Annotated in this window: 22 protein-coding genes; all 22 read right to left on the bottom strand. The window is 69.9% G+C overall.

Going from position 1 to position 22,342, the window contains the following annotated elements:
• Positions 1-17: 17 nt before the first annotated feature.
• The 22 genes from nuoL to paaA all read right to left on the bottom strand — a co-directional run bounded on the left by nuoL (position 18) and on the right by paaA (position 22,305).
• On the bottom strand, positions 18-1,976 hold the full coding sequence (gene nuoL, locus VAB18032_RS01660; protein ID WP_013731029.1) for an NADH-quinone oxidoreductase subunit L: 1,959 nt from the start codon (positions 1,974-1,976) through the stop codon (positions 18-20).
• A gap of 12 nt (positions 1,977-1,988) precedes the next feature.
• The gene (nuoK, locus tag VAB18032_RS01655) at positions 1,989-2,306 is read right to left on the bottom strand and encodes an NADH-quinone oxidoreductase subunit NuoK (protein WP_013731028.1); all 318 of its coding nucleotides are present in this window, start codon (positions 2,304-2,306) and stop codon (positions 1,989-1,991) included.
• Complete coding sequence (locus tag VAB18032_RS01650; protein ID WP_013731027.1) at positions 2,303-3,073, bottom strand: NADH-quinone oxidoreductase subunit J; 771 nt, start codon at positions 3,071-3,073, stop codon at positions 2,303-2,305. Before VAB18032_RS01650 ends, nuoK begins: the two co-directional genes overlap by 4 nt.
• On the bottom strand, positions 3,070-3,711 hold the full coding sequence (nuoI, locus tag VAB18032_RS01645; protein WP_013731026.1) for an NADH-quinone oxidoreductase subunit NuoI: 642 nt from the start codon (positions 3,709-3,711) through the stop codon (positions 3,070-3,072). Before nuoI ends, VAB18032_RS01650 begins: the two co-directional genes overlap by 4 nt.
• Before the next feature lies 1 nt (position 3,712).
• Positions 3,713-5,059 (bottom strand): NADH-quinone oxidoreductase subunit NuoH, encoded by a 1,347-nt coding sequence (gene nuoH, locus VAB18032_RS01640; protein WP_013731025.1) that lies wholly within the window; start codon positions 5,057-5,059, stop codon positions 3,713-3,715.
• Positions 5,056-7,551, bottom strand: a complete 2,496-nt coding sequence (locus tag VAB18032_RS01635) for an NADH-quinone oxidoreductase subunit G (protein ID WP_013731024.1) — start codon at positions 7,549-7,551, stop codon at positions 5,056-5,058. Before VAB18032_RS01635 ends, nuoH begins: the two co-directional genes overlap by 4 nt.
• Positions 7,551-8,867: an NADH-quinone oxidoreductase subunit NuoF gene (gene nuoF, locus VAB18032_RS01630; RefSeq protein WP_013731023.1), complete on the bottom strand. Its 1,317-nt coding sequence runs from the start codon at positions 8,865-8,867 to the stop codon at positions 7,551-7,553. Before nuoF ends, VAB18032_RS01635 begins: the two co-directional genes overlap by 1 nt.
• A complete protein-coding gene (nuoE, locus tag VAB18032_RS01625) occupies positions 8,864-9,901 on the bottom strand; it encodes an NADH-quinone oxidoreductase subunit NuoE (RefSeq protein ID WP_013731022.1) in 1,038 nt (345 codons plus the stop codon). Before nuoE ends, nuoF begins: the two co-directional genes overlap by 4 nt.
• Entirely contained in the window at positions 9,898-11,223 is a 1,326-nt protein-coding gene (locus VAB18032_RS01620; RefSeq protein ID WP_013731021.1) for an NADH-quinone oxidoreductase subunit D, read from the bottom strand. The genes nuoE and VAB18032_RS01620 overlap by 4 nt, the downstream gene beginning before the upstream one ends.
• A complete protein-coding gene (locus VAB18032_RS01615; RefSeq protein ID WP_013731020.1) occupies positions 11,220-11,951 on the bottom strand; it encodes an NADH-quinone oxidoreductase subunit C in 732 nt (243 codons plus the stop codon). Before VAB18032_RS01615 ends, VAB18032_RS01620 begins: the two co-directional genes overlap by 4 nt.
• Positions 11,948-12,625: a NuoB/complex I 20 kDa subunit family protein gene (locus VAB18032_RS01610; protein WP_013731019.1), complete on the bottom strand. Its 678-nt coding sequence runs from the start codon at positions 12,623-12,625 to the stop codon at positions 11,948-11,950. Before VAB18032_RS01610 ends, VAB18032_RS01615 begins: the two co-directional genes overlap by 4 nt.
• A 13-nt stretch (positions 12,626-12,638) precedes the next feature.
• Positions 12,639-13,004, bottom strand: a complete 366-nt coding sequence (locus VAB18032_RS01605) for an NADH-quinone oxidoreductase subunit A (protein WP_013731018.1) — start codon at positions 13,002-13,004, stop codon at positions 12,639-12,641.
• A 97-nt stretch (positions 13,005-13,101) separates the two neighbouring features.
• Positions 13,102-14,376: a geranylgeranyl reductase family protein gene (locus tag VAB18032_RS01600; protein WP_013731017.1), complete on the bottom strand. Its 1,275-nt coding sequence runs from the start codon at positions 14,374-14,376 to the stop codon at positions 13,102-13,104.
• 93 nt (positions 14,377-14,469) lie between these two features.
• Positions 14,470-14,682, bottom strand: coding sequence for a hypothetical protein (locus tag VAB18032_RS01595; RefSeq protein WP_043719359.1), 213 nt, complete (start codon positions 14,680-14,682; stop codon positions 14,470-14,472).
• A 60-nt stretch (positions 14,683-14,742) separates the two neighbouring features.
• On the bottom strand, positions 14,743-15,453 hold the full coding sequence (locus VAB18032_RS01590; RefSeq protein ID WP_013731015.1) for a demethylmenaquinone methyltransferase: 711 nt from the start codon (positions 15,451-15,453) through the stop codon (positions 14,743-14,745).
• Between the two features lie 175 nt (positions 15,454-15,628).
• Entirely contained in the window at positions 15,629-16,816 is a 1,188-nt protein-coding gene (locus VAB18032_RS01585; protein WP_013731014.1) for a COG1361 family protein, read from the bottom strand.
• A gap of 291 nt (positions 16,817-17,107) precedes the next feature.
• A complete protein-coding gene (gene mqnC / locus VAB18032_RS01580) occupies positions 17,108-18,298 on the bottom strand; it encodes a cyclic dehypoxanthinyl futalosine synthase (RefSeq protein WP_013731013.1) in 1,191 nt (396 codons plus the stop codon).
• Positions 18,299-18,510: 212 nt separating this feature from the next.
• On the bottom strand, positions 18,511-19,635 hold the full coding sequence (gene paaE / locus VAB18032_RS01575; protein ID WP_013731012.1) for a 1,2-phenylacetyl-CoA epoxidase subunit PaaE: 1,125 nt from the start codon (positions 19,633-19,635) through the stop codon (positions 18,511-18,513).
• Positions 19,632-20,108: a 1,2-phenylacetyl-CoA epoxidase subunit PaaD gene (gene paaD / locus VAB18032_RS01570; RefSeq protein ID WP_013731011.1), complete on the bottom strand. Its 477-nt coding sequence runs from the start codon at positions 20,106-20,108 to the stop codon at positions 19,632-19,634. The genes paaE and paaD overlap by 4 nt, the downstream gene beginning before the upstream one ends.
• A gap of 17 nt (positions 20,109-20,125) precedes the next feature.
• The gene (paaC, locus tag VAB18032_RS01565) at positions 20,126-20,851 is read right to left on the bottom strand and encodes a 1,2-phenylacetyl-CoA epoxidase subunit PaaC (protein ID WP_013731010.1); all 726 of its coding nucleotides are present in this window, start codon (positions 20,849-20,851) and stop codon (positions 20,126-20,128) included.
• Between the two features lie 114 nt (positions 20,852-20,965).
• Complete coding sequence (paaB, locus tag VAB18032_RS01560; protein ID WP_013731009.1) at positions 20,966-21,253, bottom strand: 1,2-phenylacetyl-CoA epoxidase subunit PaaB; 288 nt, start codon at positions 21,251-21,253, stop codon at positions 20,966-20,968.
• Positions 21,250-22,305, bottom strand: a complete 1,056-nt coding sequence (gene paaA / locus VAB18032_RS01555; protein WP_013731008.1) for a 1,2-phenylacetyl-CoA epoxidase subunit PaaA — start codon at positions 22,303-22,305, stop codon at positions 21,250-21,252. The genes paaB and paaA overlap by 4 nt, the downstream gene beginning before the upstream one ends.
• Between the last annotated feature and the right edge of the window lie 37 nt (positions 22,306-22,342).

Here is a 22,342-nt window from a genome sequence, read left to right as displayed (position 1 = left end):
CGACCCCGGAAGGTGGATCACGCGAACCACCCCGCCTGCACGGCCAGGAAGGCGGCCACCACCAGCAGCGCGCCGGTCAGGATCGAGGTGGCGTACGACCGGACGAAGCCGGTCTGCATCCGCCGCAGGCGACTCGAACCGCCCCCGACGCCGGCAGCCAGACCGTTGACCAGCCCGTCGATCCCCCGGTTGTCCAGGTAGACCAGCGCCCGGGTGAGGAAGATGCCCGGCTTCTCGAAGACCGCCTCGTTGACCGTGTCGGTGTAGAGGTTCTTGCGAGCGGCGGTGACCAGCACCCCGGCCGGCTGCGGCTCGATGGCCGTACCGCCCCGGAACAGGAACCAGCCGAGCAGGGCACCGAGCACGGTGACGCCCAGCGACAGCGCGACGATCGCCCAGTGCGGCAGCACCGCGTCGTGGTGCGCCTCACCCGCGCTCAGCCCGGCGGTGGCGGTCAGCCAGTCCGGAACCGAGGTGGCCAGCAGCCAACCGGCGCCGAGGGAGCCGATGCCGAGCAGGATCAGCGGGATGGTCATCAGCGGCGGGGACTCATGCGGGTGCTCGATGTCCGTGGTCCACCGCTTCGGCCCGTGGAAGGTGAGCACGAACAGCCGGGTCATGTAGAAGGCGGTCAGCGCGGCACCGAGTACCGCGGCCCCACCGAACAGCCAGGCGGTCCAGCCCTCCCGCTCGAACGCGGCGGCGATGATCGGTTCCTTGGAGAAGTACCCGGAGAACGGGAACATGCCGATGATGGCCAGCCAGCCCGCACCGAAGGTCAACCAGGTGATCTTCATGTACTTGGAGAGGCCACCGAAGCGGCGGATGTCCACCTGGTCCTTCATGCCGTGCATGACCGAGCCGGCACCGAGGAACATGTTGGCCTTGAAGAAGCCGTGCGCCAGCAGGTGCACGATGGCCAGCGCGTACGCCGCACCACCCAGGCCGACACCGAGGAACATGTAGCCGATCTGGCTCACCGTCGACCAGGCCAGCACCCGCTTGATGTCGTCCTTGGCGCAGCCGATGATCGCGCCCATCACCAGGGTCAGCGCACCGACGCTCACCACCACCAGTTGCAGGGTGGTGTTGGCCGAGAAGATGATGTTGGACCGGGCGATCAGGTAGACGCCCGCGGTGACCATCGTCGCGGCGTGGATGAGCGCCGACACCGGGGTCGGGCCCTCCATCGCGTCCGGCAACCACGCCTGCAGCGGGAACTGACCGGACTTACCGGCCGCACCGAGCAGCAGGAGCAGGCCCAGCACCAGCACGGTGCCACCGGCCAGCGCGCCGACGCCGTTGAAGACCTCGTCGTACTGGGTGGTGCCGAGCGTGGCGAACATGATGAAGATGGCGATGGCCAGACCGGCGTCACCGACCCGGTTCATCAGGAACGCCTTCTTACCGGCGGTAGCCGCAGCCGGCTTGGTGTACCAGAAGGAGATCAGCAGGTACGACGCCAGACCGACGCCCTCCCAGCCGAAGTACAGCATCACGTAGTTGTTGCCGAGAACCAGCAGCAGCATGGCCGCGACGAACAGGTTGAAGTAGGCGAAGAACCGCCGCCGGCCCGGGTCGTGCGCCATGTACTCGACCGCGTACAGGTGGATCAGGAAACCCACGCCGGTGATCAGCAGGACGAAGACCCCGGCCAGCGGGTCGAAGAGCAGGCCGAAGTCGACGTGCAGGCCGCCGACCGCGATGAAGTCCCAGAGGCTCAGCTCGACCGACTTGTTCTCCAGGCCGCGCAGACCGAGGAAGTAGCTCAACCCGAGCACGAACGCCGCGCCGATGGCGGCGACGCCGAGCCAGTGTCCCCAACGGTCGGCCCGTCGCCCGAGCAGCAGCAGCACCGCCGCGCTGAGCAGCGGGATCGCCACCAGCAGCCAGACGCTGCTCAGCAGGCCGTCGGCCGTCGCGTACGAGACCGTCTCGGCCGGAGCAGCCTGGGCGTACGTCAGAATTTCGTCCACCGGTGGGCCCCTCTAGTACTTCAGCAGGTTGGCGTCGTCGACGCTGGCGGAGCGCCGGGTGCGGAAGATCGCCATGATGATGGCCAACCCGACCACGACCTCGGCCGCCGCCACCACCATCACGAAGAACGCCATGATCTGGCCGTTGAGGTCACCGTTCATCCGGCTGAAGGTGACCAACGCCAGGTTGGCCGCGTTGAGCATCAGCTCGACACACATGAACAGCACGATCGCGTTGCGCCGGACCAGCACCCCGGCCGCGCCGATGGTGAACAGCACCGCGGCGAGGACGAGGTAGTAGTTCGGCTCGACCGAGAAGAAGTCACTCATTTCTCAGTGCCCTTCAGGGTGGTCTCCTCGGCGGTCAGTTCGCGGACCGGCAGGATGTCCGGCGTGCTCCGGTCGCTGAGTCGCCCGTCCGGCAGGCGGGCCGGGGTGGCGACCGACGAGGAGGTCGCGAAGACACCCGGGCCGGGCTTCGGGCCGGGGTAGTTGCCGGGCGCGAAGCGCGCCTTCATGGTGGCCACCTGGTCGCGCCGGTCCTCCTTGCGCCGCTCGACGTGCGCCAGGATCATGCCGCCGATGGTGGCGGTGATCAGCAGCGCCGCGGTGAGCTCGAACGCGAAGATGTAGTCGGTGAAGAGCAGCCGGGCGATGCTCTGCACGTTGCCGCCGGCGTTGGCCTGCTCCAGGCCGACCGCCTCGGTACCCTGAGTGGCCCGGTAGGCGCCGCTGCCGAGCAGGGCGGCGAAGCCGACGCCGAGCCCGATCGCGGCGATCCGCTGACCGCGCAGTACCTCGATCAGCGAGTCGGAGGCGTCCCGGCCGACAAGCATCAGCACGAACAGGAAGAGCATCATGATCGCGCCGGTGTAGACGATGATCTGCACCATGCCGATGAACGGCCCCGCCTGGAGCACGTAGAACACGCCCAGGCTGAGCATGGTCAGCACCAGCCAGAGCGCCGAGTGCACCGCGTTACGCGCCGCGATCATGCCGATCGCGCCGGCCAATGCGAGCGGGGCGAGGATCCAGAAGGTCACCGCCTCCCCGCCGGAGACCGCCCCCGCGGCGGCGAGCACCGTCGACGTGGTCATGCCGTCTCTCCCTTTTCCGCCGCGGCTCGCTGGGCGGCCTGCTCGGCACCGGGGAACGTGACGCCCGGGTGCTCGTCCACCTGGTAGCGGCCCGGTCCCATCGGCGAACGCTCGGCCCCGGCCGAGGTACCCGGGTTGGTCAGGCTGCCGACGTAGTAGTCCTTCTCGCTCTCACCCAGGCGCATCGGGTGCGGCGGCTGCTCCATCCCTTCCAGCAGGGGCGCGAGCAGCTGCTCCTTGGTGAAGATCAGGTCCTGCCGGTTGTCCCGGGCCAGCTCGTACTCGTTGCTCATGGTCAGCGAGCGGGTCGGGCAGGCCTCGATGCACAGTCCGCAGAAGATGCACCGCGCGTAGTTGATCTGGTAGACGCTGGCGTACCGCTCACCCGGCGAGAACCGCTGCTCGTCGGTGTTGTCGCCACCCTCGACGTAGATCGCGTCCGCCGGGCAGGCCCAGGCGCACAGCTCACAGCCGATGCACTTCTCCAGCCCGTCCGGGTGCCGGTTGAGGATGTGCCGCCCGTGGTAGCGGGGGGCCGGCGTCGGCGGGGTGAACGGGTAGTCGGTGGTGACGACCTTCTTGAACATGTGCGAGAAGGTGACCCCGAAGCCCTTGAACGTTCCGGTGATCGCGCCCACGTCACACCTCCTCAGAGTCCTGGCCGGCGGGGGCGTTGGCCGGCTCCCGCTCGGCGACCATGCGCCGGGTGCGCGGGCTCGGTGGTACCTGCAGGTCCATCGGGGGCAGCGGGAAGCTGCCCTGCGGCCGGTTCTCGACCTGCTCGGCGACGGTCGGCTTCTGCTCCGGCTTGCGGTTCGGCCAGAACAGCGCGGCGATCAGTGCGATACCGCCGAGGATGCCGAACACCACAAGCCGGTCGTTGCGCTCCCAGTCCTGCACCTTGAGCCAGGTGGCCAGGAAGACGATCCAGACCAGGCTGACCGGGATGAGTACCTTCCAGCCGAGGCGCATGAGCTGGTCGTAGCGCAGCCGAGGCAGCGTGCCACGCAGCCAGACGAAGACGAAGACCAGCAGGATGACCTTGGCGAAGAACCAGAGCAGCGGCCACCAACCGGAGTTCGCACCCGACCAGATACTGATCGGCCACGGCGCGTACCAGCCGCCGAGGAAGAGCGTCACGGTGAACGCCGACATGGCCACCATCGCGACGTACTCGCTGAGCATGATCAGCGCGAACTTCAGCGAGCTGTACTCGGTCATGAAGCCCGCCACCAGCTCCGACTCCGCCTCGGGCATGTCGAAGGGCGGCCGGTTGGTCTCGCCGACGATGGAGATGAGGAAGACCACGAAGCTCGGGAAGAGCAGCAGTGCGAACCAGCCCGGGCCGGGAAGCTCGGCGCCGAACAGGTTGAGCGTGACGCCCTGCCCCTGTGCGGCCACGATCTCGCTTGTGGACATCGTGCCGGCGAGCATGAAGACCGCCACGATGGACAGGCCCAGCGACACCTCGTACGAGATCAGCTGGGCGGTGGAACGCAGACCACCGAGCAGCGGGTAGGTCGAACCGGAGGCCCAACCGGCGAGCACGATGCCGTACACCGCCATCGAGGACAGAGCCAGCACCACCAGCACCGACACCGACACGTCGGTGACCTGCAACGGCGTCTGGTGGCCGAAGATGCTCACCATCGGGCCGAACGGGATCACCGACAGCATGGTGACCGCGCAGATCATCGAGATGGCCGGGGCGATGAAGTAGATGACCTTGTCGGCGGCCTTCGGGAGGATGTCCTCCTTGAAGGCCATCTTCAGGCCGTCGGCGAGGGTCTGGAGCAGACCGAAGGGGCCCAGCTGGTTCGGGCCGGGCCGCACCGCCATCCGCCCCACGACCCGTCGCTCGAACCAGACACCGAGCAGCGTGCCGAGCAGCGCGACGACGAAGGCAAAGACGACCTTGCCGAGGATCAGCCACCACGGATCGTGGCCGAAGTCGGTAAGCGACGGTGGCTGAGCGAGCGGGTTCATGCGACACCCCCGGAGGAGTTGAGGAGCGGGCCCGGACGGCCGGCCGCGTCGGCGGCGACCGACTCGGCCGTGCCGGGCGCGGAAATCCGCACCACTGCGCCGGAGGTCGCGCCCAGGCTGCGCCGCACGGTCGCACCGGGCGAGTTGGTGGGCAGCCAGACCACCCCGTCCGGCATCTCGGTGATCGCCACCGGGAGGGTCAACGCCCCCCGGTCGGTGCCCACCGTCACCGGGTCGCCGTCGGCGACACCGAGCGCCTCGGCGGTGCCCTTGCCCAGCCGGACCACCGGCGGACGGGCGGTGCCACCCAGGTGCTCGTCACCGTCGGTGAGACTGCCCAGGTCGATCAGCTGGTGCCAGGTCGACAGGACCGCCTCGCCGGCACCCGGCTGCGGCACCGCGGTCGGCGTGACCGACGGGGCGCCGGGCCGGGTCGTCCTGGTCTGCGGCAGTCCACCAAGCTCGCGGCGGACGCTCAGCACGTCCCCGGTGCCCAACCGCACGTCCAGCTGCGCGGCGAGCGCGTCGAGCACCCGACCGTCGGTCATCGCGGCGGTGGTCAGCACCGCGTCGAACGGACGCAGCCGGCCCTCCCAGTCCAGGAAGCTGCCGGCCTTCTCGACCACCGGCGCGACCGGCAGGACGACGTCCGCCCGGCGGGTCACCGCAGTGGCCCGCAGCTCCAGGCTGACCAGGAACGGCACCGCGTCCAGGGCCTGTTCGGCCAGCCGCGGGTCGGCCAGGTCGGCCGGGTCGACGCCGGCCACCACCAGGGCACCGAGCTGACCCGCCGCGGCGGCGGCGAGGATGCCGTCGGTGTCCCGACCGGCCTGGCTCGGGATCACCCCGGCCGGGATGTCCCAGGCCTCACCCAGCTCGGCACGGGCGGCCGGCTCGGTGACCAGACGCCCGCCGGGCAGCAGGTTGGGCAGGCAGCCGGTGTCCACCGCGCCACGGTCACCCGCGCGCCGCGGCACCCAGGCCAGCTTCGCGCCGGTACGCGCGGCCACCTCGGCGGCGGCGGAGAGCCCACCCGGCACGCTGGCGAGTCGCTCGCCGACGATCAGGATCGCGCCCTCGGCGCTGAGCGCCTCGGCGACCGTCGCGTGCTCGGCGAGCACCCCGGCCTCCTCGCCCGGCACCACCCGGGCCAGCTTGGCACCGAGCTTCTCCAGGCCGCGGGTCGCGAACGGGGCGATCGCGTACACCTTGAGCTTGTTCTTCAGGTACGCCTTGCGCAGGCGCAGGAAGAGGATCGGGCACTCCTCCTCCGGCTCCAGGCCGACAAGCACCACGGCCGGGGCCTTCTCGACGTCGGCGTAGGTGACGTCGGTGCTGCCGGCGACCGTGCTGGCCAGGAAGTCGGCCTCCTCGCGGGAGACCGGCCGGGCCCGGAAGTCGATGTCGTTGGTGTGCAGCGCGACCCGGGCGAACTTCGCGTACGCGTAAGCGTCCTCGACGGTCAGCCGGCCGCCGGTGAGCACCGCCGAACCCTGGCCACCGTCACGGGCGGCCCGCAGCCCCTCGGCGGCGACGCGCAGCGCCTCGCTCCAGGAAGCCTCCCGCAGCTCACCGGTGCTCTGGTCGCGGACCAGCGGGGTGGTGAGCCGGTCGGTGGCCCGGGCGTACTGGAAGCCCCAGCGGCCCTTGTCGCAGTTCCACTCCTCGTTGACCTGCGGGTCGTCGCCGGCCAGCCGGCGCAGCACCTTGCCGCGCCGCCAGTCGGTGCGCTGGGCGCAGCCGGCCGAGCAGTGCTCGCAGACGCTGGGGGTGGAGACCAGGTCGAACGGGCGGGCGCGGAAGCGGTACTGGGTGCCGGTCAGCGCACCGACCGGGCAGATCTGCACGGTGTTGCCGGAGAAGTACGAGTTGAACGGGACGTCCCCCTCGTCGCCCTCCTCACCGTACGCCTCGTCCCGGTAGATGTTGATCTCCTCGGCGGAGGAGCGGTTCATCAGGTCGATGAACTTGTCGCCGGCGATCTCCTCGGAGAACCGGGTGCAACGCTGGCAGAGCACGCACCGCTCGCGGTCGAGCAGCACCTGGGTGCTGATCGGCAGCGGCTTCGGGTACTCCCGCTTGTGCTCGTGGAACCGGGAGTCGGTGCGCCCGGTCGACATGGCCTGGTTCTGCAGCGGGCACTCGCCACCCTTGTCGCACATCGGGCAGTCGAGCGGGTGGTTGAGCAGCAGCAGCTCCATGACCCCCTCCTGCGCCTTCTTGGCGACCGGGGAGGTGAGCTGGGTACGAACCACCATGCCCTCGGCCACCGTCTGGGTGCAGGAGGCGACGGGCTTGCGCTGCCCCTCCACCTCCACCAGGCACTGCCGGCAGGCGCCGGCGGGGGCCAGCAGCGGGTGGTCGCAGAACCGGGGGATCTCGGTGCCGATCTGCTCGGCCACCCGGATCAGCAGCGCACCCTTGGGGGCGGTGACCTCGACACCGTCGATGGTGAGGGTGACCGTCTCGGTCGACTTCGCTACGTCCGTCATTAGTGGGCTCCCACCAACTGCTTGTCGGACAACTTCGGCGCAGTCCGGCCCTCGATGTAGTCGAGGTAGTCCTGCTTGAAGTACTTCAGGGACGAGGTCACCGAGCTGGTGGCACCGTCACCCAGGCCACAGAACGAGCGACCGAGGATGTTGTCGCAGGTGTCGAGCAGGGTGTCCAGGTCGTCGTGGGTGCCCTGACCGGCCAGGATGCGGCGGTAGACCCGCACCATCCAGTAGTTGCCCTCCCGGCACGGGGTGCACTTACCGCACGACTCGTGGTGGTAGAACTCCAGCCACCGGTAGGTCGCGTAGACCGGGCAGTCCTGGTCGGAGAAGATCTGGGTGGCGGTGGTGCCGAGGATCGACCCGGCCGCCGCGACACCCTCGAAGTCCAGCGGCACGTCCAGGTGCTCGGCGGTGAGCAGCGGGGTCGACGAGCCACCCGGGGTCCAGAACCGCAGGTTGTGCCCCGGCTGCATCCCGCCGGCCAGCTCGATCAGCTCGCGCAGGGTGATGCCGAGGCCGCACTCGTACTGGCCGGGGTTGGCGATCCGCCCGGAGAGCGAGTAGATCATCGGGCCGGCGGACTTCTCCGTGCCCATGGACTTCCACCAGTCCGCGCCACCGAGCACGATGTACGGCACGCTGGCGATGGTGCCGACGTTGTTGACCACGGTGGGGCTGGCGTACAGGCCGTGGGTGGCCGGGAAAGGCGGACGCAGCCGAGGCTGGCCGCGGAAGCCCTCCAGCGAGTCCAGCAGCGCCGTCTCCTCGCCGCAGATGTACGCCCCGGCGCCGGAGTGCACCACCAGCTCCAGGTCGAAGCCGCTGCCCAGGATGTTCTTCCCCAGGTAGCCCTTGGCCTTCGCCTCTTCGACGGCGTTGCGCAGCCGCCGCGCGGCGTGCACCGCCTCGCCCCGGATGTAGATGTAGGCCCGGTTGGCCCGGATCGCGTACGACGCGATGATCACGCCCTCGACCAGCGAGTGCGGGTCGTGCGTCATCAGCGGCAGGTCCTTGCAGGTCCCCGGCTCGCCCTCGTCGGCGTTCACCACGAGGTAGTGCGGCTTGCCGTCACCCTGCGGGATGAAGCCCCACTTGAGGCCGGTCGGGAAGCCCGCGCCGCCGCGGCCCCGCAGCCCGGAGTCCTTGACCAGCTGGATCAGGTCGTCCGGGTGGGCCTTGAGCGCCTTGCGCAGCGCCGCGTAGCCGTCGAGCTTCTCGTAGGTGCCGATCTGCCAGGCGTCGGGCGACAGCCAGCGCTTGGTCAGCACCGGCGTCAGCTTGGCCAGGGTCTCCGGCCGAGGCGTGGTCACTTCTGACCCCCCTTGTCGTTCGCGGAGCCACGGCCGGTGGACTCCGCTTCACTGAGGTTGCGCTCCTGCGCCTCGGCGTCGTCGCCGGCGGGCTTGGCGTCGCTGGCCGGCTTGTTGGCCGCCACACCGGCCGCCTCCGCCGCCTGGGCGTCCCGCGGCCCGGGTGCCGCACCGTCGGTCGGGACCTTCGTACCGGGAGCGTCCGGCACGGCGGTCTTCGCGTCCGGCTGGCGGGTCTCGGCCGTACGCAGCTGCGGCGACTTGCGGTCGGGAGCCGCCACGTCGGGTGCGGTGGTCCCGGTCGGTGCCGCCTTCGGCGGGGTGGCCGGGGCCGGCTTGTCACCGGCCTTGCTGCTGCGGATCGGGGTGTTCGGGTCGAAGCCCGGCGCCGACACGCCGTGCTGCTGCGCCAGCCGCAGGCCGCGCAGCGAAGGCTCACCCGGCACGCCGTCGGCGACCGCGCCCTCGCGCTCGTCGGCGAACCCGGCGAGCTGGACCGACATCTCCTTGAGGGTGCAGAGGCGGGCGCCCCGGCTCGGCGTGGGCCGGTTGCCGGCCCGAAGCTCGTCGACCAGGCCCACCGCACCCTGCGGGTCGACTCCGTCGAAGAAGTCGTAGTTGACGGTCATCACCGGGCCGTAGTCGCAGGCCGCCAGGCACTCGGCGTGCTCCAGCGTGATCTTGCCGTCCTCGGTGGTCTCGTCGTGCCCGACGCCCAGGTGCTCGGCGAGGGTGTCGTAGACCTCCTGGCCACCGAGCACGTTGCACATCGTGTTCGTGCAGACGCTGACCAGGTAGTCGCCGGTGGGCCGGCGCTTGTACATGGTGTAGAAGCTGGCGACCGCGCCGACCTGGGCCTTGTTCAGGCCGAGGACCTCGGCGCAGAACGCCACGCCGGCCGGGGAGACGTAGCCCTCCTCGGACTGCACCAGGTGCAGCAGGGGCAGCAGGGCCGAACGCGACCGGTCGGCCGGGTAGCGGGCGATGATCTCCCGCGCCCGGGCCCGGGTCTCGTCGGTGAAGACCGTAGTCACCGGTCACAACCTCCCATCACGGGGTCCAGCGAAGCGCCGCCGGCGATCACGTCGGCGATCAGGCCGCCCTCGGCCATCGCCGGCAGGGCCTGGAGGTTGACGAAACTCGGCTCCCGGTAGTGCACCCGGTACGGCCGGGTGCCACCGTCGGAGACCGCGTGCACGCCCAGCTCGCCACGGGGCGACTCGACCGCCACGTAGACCTGCCCCGGCGGCACCCGGAAGCCCTCCGTCACCAGCTTGAAGTGGTGGATCAGGGACTCCATCGACTGCCCCATGATCTTGGCGACATGCTCCAGCGAGTTGCCCATGCCGTCGACGCCGATGGCCAGCTGCGCCGGCCAGGCGATCTTCTTGTCGGCCACCATCACCGGGCCGGGCTTGAGCCGGTCGACCGCCTGCTCAATGAGCTTGAGCGACTCGCGCATCTCGGCCATCCGGACCAGGTAGCGGCCCCAGACGTCACCGTCGGCGTGCGTCGGCACGTCGAACTCGTACGTCTCGTAGCCGCAGTACGGCATCGTCTTGCGCAGGTCCCAGGCCAGGCCCGCGGAACGCAGCACCGGACCGGTGACGCCGAGCGCCACGCAGCCGGTCACGTCGAGCACCGCGACCTCGCGCGTCCGCTCCAGCCAGATCGGCTGACCGGAGAGCAGGTCCTCGTACTCCTTGAGCCGCTTCGGCAGGAGCTTGAGGAAGTCGCGGATCTTGACGATCGCCTCGTCCGGCACGTCCTGGGCGACACCGCCCGGCCGGACGTACGCGTGGTTCATCCGCAGCCCGGTGATCAGCTCGAAGATCTCCAGGATGTACTCGCGCTCCCGGAAGCCGTAGAGCATCATGTTGATCGCGCCGAGCTCCATGGCCGTGGTGGCCACCCAGACCAGGTGCGAGGAGATCCGGTTCAGCTCCATCATGAGCACCCGGATGGTGTTGGCCCGCTCGGTCACCTCGTCGGTGATGCCGAGCAGCTTCTCCACCGCGAGCGCGTACGCCGTCTCGTTGAAGATCGGCGAGAGGTAGTCCATCCGGGTCACGAAGGTCGAACCCTGGACCCAGTTGCGGTACTCGAGGTTCTTCTCGATGCCGGTGTGCAGGTAGCCGACGACCGAGCGGGCCTCCCGGACCGTCTCGCCCTCCAGCTCCAGGACCAGCCGGAGCACGCCGTGCGTGGACGGGTGCTGCGGACCCATGTTGACGACGATGCGACCCTCGTTGATCGGGTCGACCCCCGACACCACGTCGTCCCAGTCCCCGCCGGTGACGTTGAAGACGCGACCCTCGGTGGTCTCGCGTTCGGTGGCGTAGTTGGAAGCGCTCACTGGTACGACCTCCGCTTGTCGGGCGGCGGGATCTCGGCGCCCTTGTACTCCACGGGCACACCGCCGAGGGGGTAGTCCTTACGCTGCGGGTGACCCTCCCAGTCGTCCGGCATGAGGATCCGGGTCAGCGCCGGGTGACCGTCGAAGATGACGCCGAACATGTCGTACGCCTCCCGCTCCTGCCAGTCGGCCGTCGGGTAGACGGCGGTGACGCTCGGCAGGTGCGGCTCCTCGACGGAGACGGCGACCTCCAACCGGACCCGCCGCCGGTAGGTCATCGAGGTCAGCTGGTAGACCACGTGCAGCCGGCGGGCGTCGGCACCGAGGTAGTCCACCCCGGAGACCGAGGAGCAGAGCTCGAAACGCAGCGCCGGGTCGTCCCGCATCACCTGGCAGACCTCGGCGATGCGCTCCGGCCGGATGTGCAGGGTCAGCTCGCCGCGGTCGACCACCACGTGCTCGATCGCCTCGCCGAAGGCCGGGTACGCCTCCTCCAGCGCGTCGCGGACCTCGTCGAAGTAGCCACCGTACGGCCGGGGCGAGTCCTCGATGGTGCGCTGTGGCCGGACCAGGCCACCGAAACCGGAGACGTCACCGCTGCCCTGGTTGCCGAACATGCCCCGGCCGGCCGGCGCCGACGGAGGAAGCTCGGCGGGAGCGCCACTGGTCGCCCCGGCCGGCGTCACCGGAACCGGTACGCCGCCGGTGCTCGGCTTGGAGTCAGTCACTTGATCCCCCGGTACGGCTGGAGGTGGTTCTGGGCCTTCATCCAGTTCTCGATCCGCAGCTGCTCCTCGCGGCCCTCGCGGACGGCCTTCGTCCACTCGGCCCGCCGGGCCTTGTCGCTGCGGTACGACGACGGCATCGAGCCGTACGGCACCACCGGCACGTCACCGCGTGCCTCGCGGGCGGCCAGCATCTTGCGACCGTTCGCCCCGAGCGGCTCGTGGCCGATCTTCTCGCGCAGCTTGAGGATCGCGTCGATGAGCATCTCCGGCCGGGGCGGGCAGCCGGGCAGGTACATGTCGACCGGTACGACGTGGTCGACGCCCTGCACGATGGCGTAGTTGTTGAACATGCCGCCGCTGCTGGCGCAGACGCCCATGGAGAGCACCCAGCGGGGCTCGGCCATCTGGTCGTAGATCTGGCGCAGCACCGGGGCCATCTTCTGGCTGACCCGGCCCGCGACGATCATCAGGTCGGCCTGGCGGGGCGAGGCCCGGAAGACCTCCATGCCCCAGCGGCCCATGTCGTAGTGCGGCCCACCGGCGGCCATCATCTCGATCGCGCAGCAGGCCAGGCCGAACGTGGCGCCCCAGACCGAGGACTTGCGCGACCAGTTGACCAGCTTCTCCACCGAGGTGAGCAGGACACCGGCGGGAAGTTTTTCCTCGATACCCATCTGGGTTCCTCCCTCAGTCCCAGTCCAGGCCGCCGCGACGCCACTCGTAGGCGTACGCGACGAAGACCGCACCGATGAACACGAACATGGCCACGAGCCCGAACACCGGCAGGGCGTCGAAAGAGACGGCCCACGGGTAAAGGAAGATCATTTCCACATCGAAGACGATGAACAGCATCGCCGTCAGATAGAACTTGACCGGAAAGCGGCTGCCACCGATCGGCTGCGGGCTAGGCTCGATTCCACACTCGTAGGCTTCGAGCTTTGCTCGGTTGTAGCGCCGAGGCCCGGTGAACCGGGTGGCGACCGTCGAGAACAGCGCGAAGGCCGCGGCAAGGGCGAACAGCCCGATGATGGGTACGTAAGGCGAGAGCGACATATTCTTCTCCTGCTCGTCCTTCCCTGCCCTCGTTCGTTGGCGAAATTCACACTATTCACATCCCACCCGACGACCTTCGGCGGGGTGGCCTTGCGTCCTAGACCGCTGGCGCGACCCGGGTCATCGCATTGATCACCCGGTCCATCGCGTCACCGCCCCGGGGGTCGGTGAGGTTGGCCAGCAGCTTGAGCACGAAGCGCATCAGCGTCGGGTGCGGCATGCCGTGCTTCGTCGCCACCCGCATGACCTCCGGTCGGCCGATCAGCTTCACGAAGATCCCGCCGAGCCGGTAGTAGCCGCCGAAGCGCGTCTTGAGCTCCTGCGGGTAGGCCATCAGGGCCCGCTCCCGCTCGGCACCGGCGGGTCGGGCCAGCGCCTGCGCCGCGACCTCCGCGGCCAGTTCGCCGGACTCCATCGCGTACGCGATGCCTTCGCCGTTGAAGGGGTTGACCATGCCGCCGGAGTCGCCGACAAGCATGACGCCACGGGTGTAGTGCGGCACCCGGTTGAAGCCCATCGGCAGCGCCGCGCCGAGGGTCGGCCCTTCGGCGTTCGCCTCGTCGGTCATGCCCCACTCCGGCGGGGTGTTGGCCAACCAGTCGGTGAGCAGCCGTCGGTAGTTGGTCTTGCCGAAGGCCGAGGAGGAGTTCAGGATGCCGAGCCCGACGTTGACCCGGCCGTCACCGAGGCCGAAGATCCAGCCGTACCCGGGCAGCAGTTCGCCGGTGCCCTTGGCCCGCAGTTCCAGCCACGACTCCAGGTAGTCGTCGTCGTGCCGGACCTCGGAGCGGTAGTAGCGGCGCACCGCCACGCCGATCGGACGGTCCTCGCGCTTGGCCAGTCCCAGCGCGAGAGGGAACCGACCGGAGACGCCGTCGGCGGCGACCACCAGCGGCGCGTGGAAGGTGGCGGGGGCCTTGTCCGGGCCGGTCTCGGCCTCGACGCCGACCACCCGGCCGTTGCCGTCGAGCACCGGGCCGATGACGTTGACGCTGGTGCGCAGGTCGGCACCGGCGGAGACCGCCCGCTGCGCGAGCAGGTCGTCGAAGTCGAGGCGGGTCCGCACCAGGCCGTAGTTCGGGAAGCTGGCCAGATCCGGCCAGTCGAGTTCCAGCCGGACGCCACCACCGATGACCCGCAGGCCCCGGTTGTGCAGCCAACCGGCCTCGGTCGAGGTGTCCACGCCCATGCGGATCAGTTGGCGCACCGCGCGGGGGGTCAGCCCGTCACCGCAGACCTTCTCCCGAGGAAACTCGGTCTTCTCCAGCAGCAGCACGCGTACGCCGTGCCGAGCCAGGTGGTAAGCGGTCGCCGAGCCACCGGGACCGGCGCCCACGACGATCACGTCGGCGTCGTTCTCCACCGCAGTCATTTGCGCCTCCTCCCCGCGTGCTCGTGAAATGCTTCACAAGCCAGCCGAGACGAGTCTAGGACTGTGGCCGTACGCTCGGTTTGTTAGGGCTACCTAACCTCGCGGAACCGGGCTGGACGCGTCGAGACCAGCCCGGATCGTCTCCGGCAGGTGCTCGCGCAGGGCACCTCCCGCCGCCCGGTCCAGGGCCGCCAGCACCTCGGACACCACCTGCCGCACCTCCGCCGGATCCGCGCCGGCCAGATCCCGCAACTGCTCCACCAACTCGGCGGCGTCGCCGTCGGCGACATCCCTCGGATCCGTCATGCCGGCCAGCGTAAGCCGCAAATCAGGCCGAATGACCGATTTTCTCCTAAATATCGCCAATCATTGCCGAATGCCGCGATGCAGGGCCACCACACCACCGGTCAGGTTGCGCCAGGCCACCCGACCCCAGCCGGCCGCCTGCACCCGGGCGGCCAGGGCCGCCTGATCGGGCCAGGCCCGGATCGACTCGGCGAGGTAGACGTACGCGTCGGGGTTGCTGGAGACGGACCGCGCCACCGCGGGCAGCGACCGCATCAGGTACGACAGGTAGACCGTACGGAAGGCCGGGTTGACCGGCGTACTGAACTCGCAGACCACCAACCGGCCACCCGGACGGGTCACCCGCGCCAGTTCGCGCAGCGCGGCGTCGGTGTCGTTGACGTTGCGCAGGGCGAAGGAGATGGTCACCGCGTCGAAGCTGGCGTCGGCGAACGGCAGCCGCAGCGCGTCCCCGGCCAGCAACGGCACCTGCGGCCGGGTGCGCTTGCCCGCGTACAGCATGCCGAGGGACAGATCGGCGCCGACCGCGTACGCCCCGGAGTGGGCCAGTTCCTCGGTGGAGACACCGGTGCCCGCGCCGACGTCGAGCACCCGGTCACCGGGGCGCAGTTCGAGCGCGGACCGGGTGGCCCGCCGCCAGAACCGGTCCTGGCCGAAGGAGAGGACGGTGTTGGTCAGGTCATAGCGGGCCGCCACGCCGTCGAACATCGCGGCGACCTCGTGCGGCTGCTTGTCCAGGCTGGCGCGCTGGCCCTGCGGGGAACGGCTCACCCCTCCACTCTGCCAGCCCGACCGGTGCCGGATCACCGCCAGGGTCGCCTGATGTCGGCGATCTTCGCCACCCGGCGACGCGCTCCGGACACAGTCAGGGCGAGATGGTCACCCATCTCGCCCTGACTGCCTTGCGTTATGTGAACGGCCCCTGCGGGCCGATAGAGGACGCGCCTCAGGCGTTGGTCTTCTCGTCACCCGGGGTCACCAGGACCACCCGGCGACGGCGGGACAGCAGGAACAGCACGGCACCGGCGACCACCACGGCCGCACCGACGCCACCGATCAGACCGGCCTGCACACCGGTGACCGGCAGGCCGCCGCCACCGCCGCCGCCACCGGCCGGGGCGGGAAGAATCACCGCGAAATCGTCGGTGTTGTCCGACGGGTCGAGGTCGGCGAAGTCCGACTCCTCGACCTTACGCACCTGGGCCCTCGCGAAGGCCGGCTTGGCCGCACCCTTGTGGATGGCCGGCGCGTCGACCGGCAGGGCACCGAACGCGGTGACCGCCAGCGAGCCGCCCTTCAGGGTGGCCGGTGCCTCGAGGTCCTCGTCCACCGTGATCGGCAGCGGGAACTCCAGGTACCTGTCCGGCTCGAGCAGGTAGTTCTTGTCCTCGCAGACCACGGTACGCCCGTCGTCGTCGGCCTCGCAGCCGTCGATCGCGAGGAACGTCGCGCCCTTCGGCAACTGGTAGGTCAGCCTGAGGCCCTTGGCCGTCTGGTTTCCCTGGTTCATGACCAGGCTCCCGACCAGGGTGGTGTCACCGGGCCGCAGCGGACCCTTCTCCTCGAGCGTGTCGAGGTCGAAGCGGGTCTTCACGTCCGGCACGACCACGCCGAGGTCGACGCCGCTCTCCGGGGTCAACTCGACATCGACGTCGATGCTGTTGTTGCTGTCGTCGGTGTCGTCGGCGGACTCGATGCTGATGGTCACCGGCGCGGTGTACGGTCCGGTGACGTCGGCGTCCATCTTGACCAGGAAGACCAGCACCTCGGTCGTCTCACCCGGCCCGGGGATCTCGTCCTTGTCCAGCTCGCAGGTGAACAGTTCGAGCTTGGAATCGCCGGTGATGTCGCACCCACCAAAGGTGACCGGGACCAGCACCATCTTGTTGTCGTCCACCTTGGACACATCGACCTTGACGAGCAACTTGCTCGGGGTGCCCTCGCCCTGGTTCGCGACCTTGATCCAGGCGAACTTGCCTTCGACGCCGTCGGTCATCCGGGTGCCGGCGGCGGTGACCGCCAAATCCGTCTCGGTGCCGGCGGCGTGTGCCGGCGCGCCGAACGCGGCAACGGCGCTCGAGGCGAGCAGCGCGGCTGCGGCGAGGCTCGTGGCGCGGCGGGTACGGAAGATCATGAAATGGTCTCCCCCGTGGGGTTTGGGAAATGTACGGGCGGGGACGTTATCGGTCATCGATCAACCGCGCCACCCCGCAACACCACCACGGAGGAACTGGTCAGCTAATCTTTATTTAAGGATCGGCTGAATCGATGACCGCTGCCACCCGGCCGTATCAGCAGCCAATCCGTAACGGCCTCACGCATTCGGCCGGACAGATGGGCACAGTGGCCCGATCGGCCGATGAACCGGGCCGCGCACCACTCGACCCACGGTCACGACGCCAGCGCCGACCGACAACGCGGAGGGTCAGTTCGCCTCGACCAACGGCAGCGAACGACCCGCACCGCCGCCCGGCAACGCGATCGAGGAGAAGTGGGACACCACCCGCTCGTCGGTCGGATCGTCGGCGGGCGTCCGGTGCACGGCCAACCGGTTGTAGAGGGTGTCCCGCTGGGCCGGAATCCGGTCGGCGGAGCGGATCATCCCGATCAGCTCGTGCAGGTTCGACCGGTGCCGCGCGCCGGCCGAGGAGATGACGTTCTCCTCCAGCATGATCGAGCCGAGGTCGTCGACCCCCATGTGCAGCGCGAGCTGGCCGACATCCTTGCCGGTGGTCAGCCAGGACGCCTGCAGGTGCGGCACGGTCTCGAAGAAGAGCCGGGCCACCGCCACCAGCCGCAGGTACTCCAGGGTGGTGGCCTGGGTACGTCCCTTGAGGTGGTTGTTCTCCGGCTGGTACGTCCACGGGATGAAGGCCCGGAAGCCCCGCGTACGGTCCTGCACGTCGCGGATCATCCGCAGGTGCTCGATCCGCTCGGCGGCGGTCTCGCCGGTGCCCATCATCATCGTCGCGGTCGACTCGACGCCCTGCCGGTGGGCCAGCTCCATGACCTCCAGCCAGCGCTCGCCCGACTCCTTCAGCGGGGCGATCGCCTTTCGGGGTCGCGCGGGCAGCATCTCGGCACCGGCACCGGCGATCGAGTCCAGCCCGGCGGCCTTGATCCGGGCGATGGCCTCGTCCAGGCTCACCCCGGACACCTTTGCCATGTGCAGGATCTCGCTCGGCCCGATCGAGTGGATGGCGAGCTGCGGGTACGCCTTCTTGACCGAGGAGAACAGCTCCTCGTAGTACTCCACGCCGTAGTCCGGGTGGTGGCCGCCCTGGAGCATGACCTGGGTGGCACCCAACTCGACGGCCTCGCCGCAGCGCCGCAGGATCTCCTCGGTCGGGTGGGTCCACCCTTCCTTGTGCTTCGGCGCCCGGTAGAAGGCACAGAACTTGCACGCCGTCACACAGACGTTCGTGTAGTTGATGTTGCGGTCGATCAGGTACGTGACGATGTTGTCCGGGTAGCGCCGCCGGCGCACCGTGTCCGCCGCCTCACCGAGGGCGTGGAAGGGCGCATCGGTGTAGAGCAGCAGGGCCTCCTCGGGCGTGATCCGCCCGCCGTCCGCGCCACGCTGCAGGATGTCGTCGATCTCCCGGCTCTCCGTCACGCTCCCGAGCCTACGCCGCGCCCCCCGGCACGGCCGGGGGGGGCGCACCCCACCTGTGACGCACTCCCCTCGTCGATCCTGCGCGCCACGCTGCGCGCGCCGTTTCGCCGAGACGGCGGCATGCACCCCGGTGGGAGACCACCGTTTCGCCGAAACGGAGTTGGTCACCGCGGCCAGCCGTCCCACCTGCTCGCGCGGGCGGTCCTGCCCGGCTAGGCGTCGTAGTCGACGGTGAGAGTGTCGGTGCGCGGGCTGGACTGGCAGGTCAGCACGTACCCGGCGGCCACCTCGTCGGGCTCCAGGGCGTAGTTGCGGGCCATCTCGACCTCGCCGGAGACCACCTTCGCCCGGCAGGTCGAGCAGACCCCACCCTTGCAGGCGTACGGCAGCTCACCGCGGACCTTGAGCGCGGCATCCAGCACCCGCTCGTCGCGGCGCATCGTGAAGCTCGACGAGCGGCCGTCGAGCACGATCGTCACCTCCGTGCCGCCGGCCGACTCGTCCGGCCGGCGGACCGGCTCGGGTGCGGCGTCGACGTGGAACAGCTCGGTGTGCACCGCCGACTCCGGCACGCCCCGCCCGGCCAGCACCTCACGAGCGTCCACCACCAGGCCGTACGGGCCGCAGAGGAACCACTCCTCGATCACGTCGCCGGGGACGATGGTGTCCAGCAGGCGACCCAGCCGCTCGGCGTCGATGCGCCCGGACAGCAGCGGCGACTCGCCCTGCTCGCGGGAGAGCACATGCACCAGGTGCAGCCGGGTCGGGTAGCGGTCCTTCAGGTCCGCCAACTCCTCGGCGAACATCACGCTGTTGGCCGTGCGGTTGCCGTACACCAGGGTGAAGGTGCTGGCCGGCTCGACGGCCAGGGCCGTGGCGACAAGCGACAGCACCGGGGTGATGCCGGAACCGGCGACCACCGCGCCGTAGCGACGCACCCGGTCCGGCGCGAACGCCGTGGTGAAGTGACCGAGCGGTGGCAGCACCTCGACGGTGTCGCCGCTGCGCAGGGCCCCGCAGGCGTACGACGAGAAGGCCCCGCCGGGGATCTCCCGCACGCCGATGCGCAGCCGCCCGTGCCGGGCCAGCTCCTCGGGCGTGGAGCAGATCGAGTACGAGCGGCGCACGTCCTCGCCATCGGGCAGCGCAGCGGCATCGGCCGGCGGCCGGCGTACCGTCAGGTGCTGGCCGGCCCGGAACGCGAAGGCCGCACGCAGCTCCTCGGGCACCGCGAAGGTGACCGCGACGGCGTCGGCGGTGAGCCGGTCCACGGCGACGACGGGCAGCGGATGGAACACCGGCCGGCGACGGACCGGGCGGGTGATGGTGACAGTCACAGCGCCTTCACATGGTCGAACGGTTCGGAGCAGGCGCGGCAGCGCCAGAGGGCCTTGCAGGCGGTGGAGCCGAAGCGGCTGAGCTGCTCGGTCTCCGGCGACCCGCAACGCGGGCAGCGTACGGCCAGGGTCAACGGGACGACCCCGTCGCGGCGGACGGGGGCCGGTGGGGCGATGCCGGCGGCGGCCAGCTTGGCCCGCCCGGCGTCGGTGATCCAGTCGGTGCTCCAGGCGGGACTGTGCACCGTACGCACCTCGGCGTCGGGGTGACCGGCCACGGCCAGGGCCCGGCGGATGTCGGCGCGGATGACGTCCATCGCCGGACAGCCGGTGTACGTGGGAGTGATCGTCACCACCACCCGACCGGTGGCCGGTTCCACCTCGACCGAGCGCAGGATGCCGAGGTCGGCGATGGTGATCACCCGGATCTCCGGGTCCACCACCGCCGCCACGGCCTCGTGGGCCGCGTTCACCGTCGCTTGGCCGCTACTCACCAGCGGGCACCGGGGTGGGCACGATGCAGCACCTGCATCTCGGCGAGCAGGAACGACAGGTGCTCGGTGTGCAGACCGTCCCGCCCACCGGCCGGGGCCCAGCTGGGCGCGGGCACGGTGAGCGTCGCCTCGGCGAGCACCGCCGAGACCGTCGCGTCGAAGTCGGCCCGCAGGGTGGCCGGGTCGACCGGGGCCTGCGGCTGCGCGGCGAACAGCTCCGGGACGTACGGCCAGACCTGGTCGAGGCCGGCCTGCATCCGCCGGTGCGACTCCTCGGTGCCGTCGCCCAGCCGGCGCACCCAGAGCGAGGCGTGGTCCAGGTGGTACGCGGACTCCTTGCGTGCCTTGCCGCCGATCGCGGCCAGCCGCTCGTCGGCGCAGCCGGCCAGCGCGGTGTAGAGCGGCAGCTGGTAGGCCGACAGGACGAGCAGCTTCGCCATGGTCACCGCGAAGTCGCCGTTGGGCAGCTCGACCAGCAGGCAGTTGCGGAACTCCCGGTCGTCGCGCAGGTACGCCAGCGCGTCCTCGTCGCGGCCCGCGCCCTCCAGCTCGCCCGCGTACGACAGCAGCAGCCGCGCCGCGCCGAGCTGGTCCAGAGCGATGTTGGCCAGCGCGATGTCCTCTTCCATCTCCGGCGCCCGGGTGGTCCACTCGGCCAGCCGCTGCGCCGCGATCAGCGCGTCGTCGCCGAGGGCGAGGGTGAAGTCAAACGGACCGTTCACAGCGACATCTCCGTTCGCGACTGCGGGGCTCGCAGACCCGGCTCACTCCTCGCGCTCACAGGGCCTTCTCCGTTCGCGACTGCGGGGCTCGCAAACCCGGCTCACTCCTCGCGCTCACAGGTGGGCCACTCCGTCCGGTACCTCGTAGAAGGTCGGGTGGCGGTAGATCTTGTCGGCGGCCGGGTCGAAGAAGGCGTCCTTCTCGTCCGGGCTGGACGCGGTGATCGCGCTCGCCGGCACCACCCAGATCGACACGCCCTCCTGGCGACGGGTGTAGAGATCACGGGCGTTGCGCAGAGCCATCTCGGCGTCGGGCGCGTGCAGGCTGCCCACGTGCGTGTGCGCCAGCCCGCGCCGGGCCCGGACGAAGACCTCCCAGAGGGGGGTGGTGTGCTGGCTCATGCCGCGACCTTCTCCTTGCTTACCTGCTTGGCCGCGTACGCCGCGGCAGCCTCGCGTACCCAGGCGCCCTCGGCGTGGGCGCGACGACGGTGCTCCATCCGCTGCCGGTTGCACGGCCCGTCGCCGGTGATGACTCGCATCAGCTCGTCGTAGTCGGGCTGGGTGAAGTCGTACGCCTGACGTTCGTCGTTCCAGCGCAGGTCGGGGTCGGGGATGGTCAGCCCGAGCACCTCGGCCTGGCCGACGCACATGTCCACGAAGCGCTGCCGCAGCTCGTCGTTGGAGAAGCGTTTGATCTTCCAGGCCATCGACTGGGCGGAGTGGGTGGAGTCGCTGTCCGGCGGGCCGAACATCGCCAGCGACGGGTACCACCAGCGGTCCAGCGCGTCCTGGGCCATCGCCTTCTGGGCCGGGGTGCCGTGCGCCAGGGTGTGCAGGATCTCGTAGCCCTGCCGCTGGTGGAACGACTCCTCCTTGCAGACCCGGATCATCGCTCGCGCGTACGGGCCGTAGGAGCAGCGGCAGAGCGGGACCTGGTTGACGATCGCCGCGCCGTCCACCAGCCATCCGATGGCGCCGACGTCGGCCCAGGTGAGGGTGGGGTAGTTGAAGATCGAGCTGTACTTCTGCCGGCCTTCGAGCAGCAGGTCGACCAACTCGTCCCGGCTGATGCCGAGGGTTTCCGCCGCGGCGTAGAGGTACAGACCGTGGCCGGCCTCGTCCTGGACCTTGGCCAGCAGGATCGCCTTGCGCTTGAGCGACGGGGCGCGGCTGATCCAGTTGCCTTCCGGCTGCATCCCGATGATCTCGGAATGCGCGTGCTGGGCGATCTGGCGGATCAACGTCCGCCGGTACGCCTCGGGCATCCAGTCCCGCGGTTCGATCTTCTGGTCGGCGTCGATGACCTCCGCGAAGTACGCGGCCAGGTCGACATCCTGACCCGGGGTGCCCCGGTCTCGTTCCGCGGCAGCACGCAGCGCCGCCTCTGCCGCTTCGACCTCGCCGAGCAGGCCGCCGGGCGCGTCCTCGCCCGAGAAGTCGTTGCCATACATGCCCTAAGTGTTACAGCTGGCAGCTCAAGAAACCAGA

Origin of the sequence: Micromonospora maris AB-18-032 (assembly GCF_000204155.1) — a bacterium.
Classification (GTDB): domain Bacteria; phylum Actinomycetota; class Actinomycetes; order Mycobacteriales; family Micromonosporaceae; genus Micromonospora; species Micromonospora gifhornensis.
Note: the sequence above shows the minus strand (reverse complement) of the source record. Positions and strands in the feature narration are given on the sequence as shown.

Coding starts and splice junctions, on each gene's coding strand:
- nuoH (WP_013731025.1), bottom strand. CDS start 5,059: ATGAACCCGCTCGCTCAGCCACCGTCGCTTACCGACTTCGGCCACGAT.
- paaB (WP_013731009.1), bottom strand. CDS start 21,253: ATGAGCCAGCACACCACCCCCCTCTGGGAGGTCTTCGTCCGGGCCCGG.
- VAB18032_RS01595 (WP_043719359.1), bottom strand. CDS start 14,682: ATGACGGATCCGAGGGATGTCGCCGACGGCGACGCCGCCGAGTTGGTG.
- VAB18032_RS01650 (WP_013731027.1), bottom strand. CDS start 3,073: ATGACCACGTCGACGGTGCTCGCCGCCGCGGGGGCGGTCTCCGGCGGG.
- VAB18032_RS01585 (WP_013731014.1), bottom strand. CDS start 16,816: ATGATCTTCCGTACCCGCCGCGCCACGAGCCTCGCCGCAGCCGCGCTG.
- VAB18032_RS01600 (WP_013731017.1), bottom strand. CDS start 14,376: ATGACTGCGGTGGAGAACGACGCCGACGTGATCGTCGTGGGCGCCGGT.
- nuoK (WP_013731028.1), bottom strand. CDS start 2,306: ATGAGTGACTTCTTCTCGGTCGAGCCGAACTACTACCTCGTCCTCGCC.
- VAB18032_RS01635 (WP_013731024.1), bottom strand. CDS start 7,551: ATGACGGACGTAGCGAAGTCGACCGAGACGGTCACCCTCACCATCGAC.
- VAB18032_RS01610 (WP_013731019.1), bottom strand. CDS start 12,625: ATGGGTATCGAGGAAAAACTTCCCGCCGGTGTCCTGCTCACCTCGGTG.
- VAB18032_RS01605 (WP_013731018.1), bottom strand. CDS start 13,004: ATGTCGCTCTCGCCTTACGTACCCATCATCGGGCTGTTCGCCCTTGCC.
- paaA (WP_013731008.1), bottom strand. CDS start 22,305: ATGTATGGCAACGACTTCTCGGGCGAGGACGCGCCCGGCGGCCTGCTC.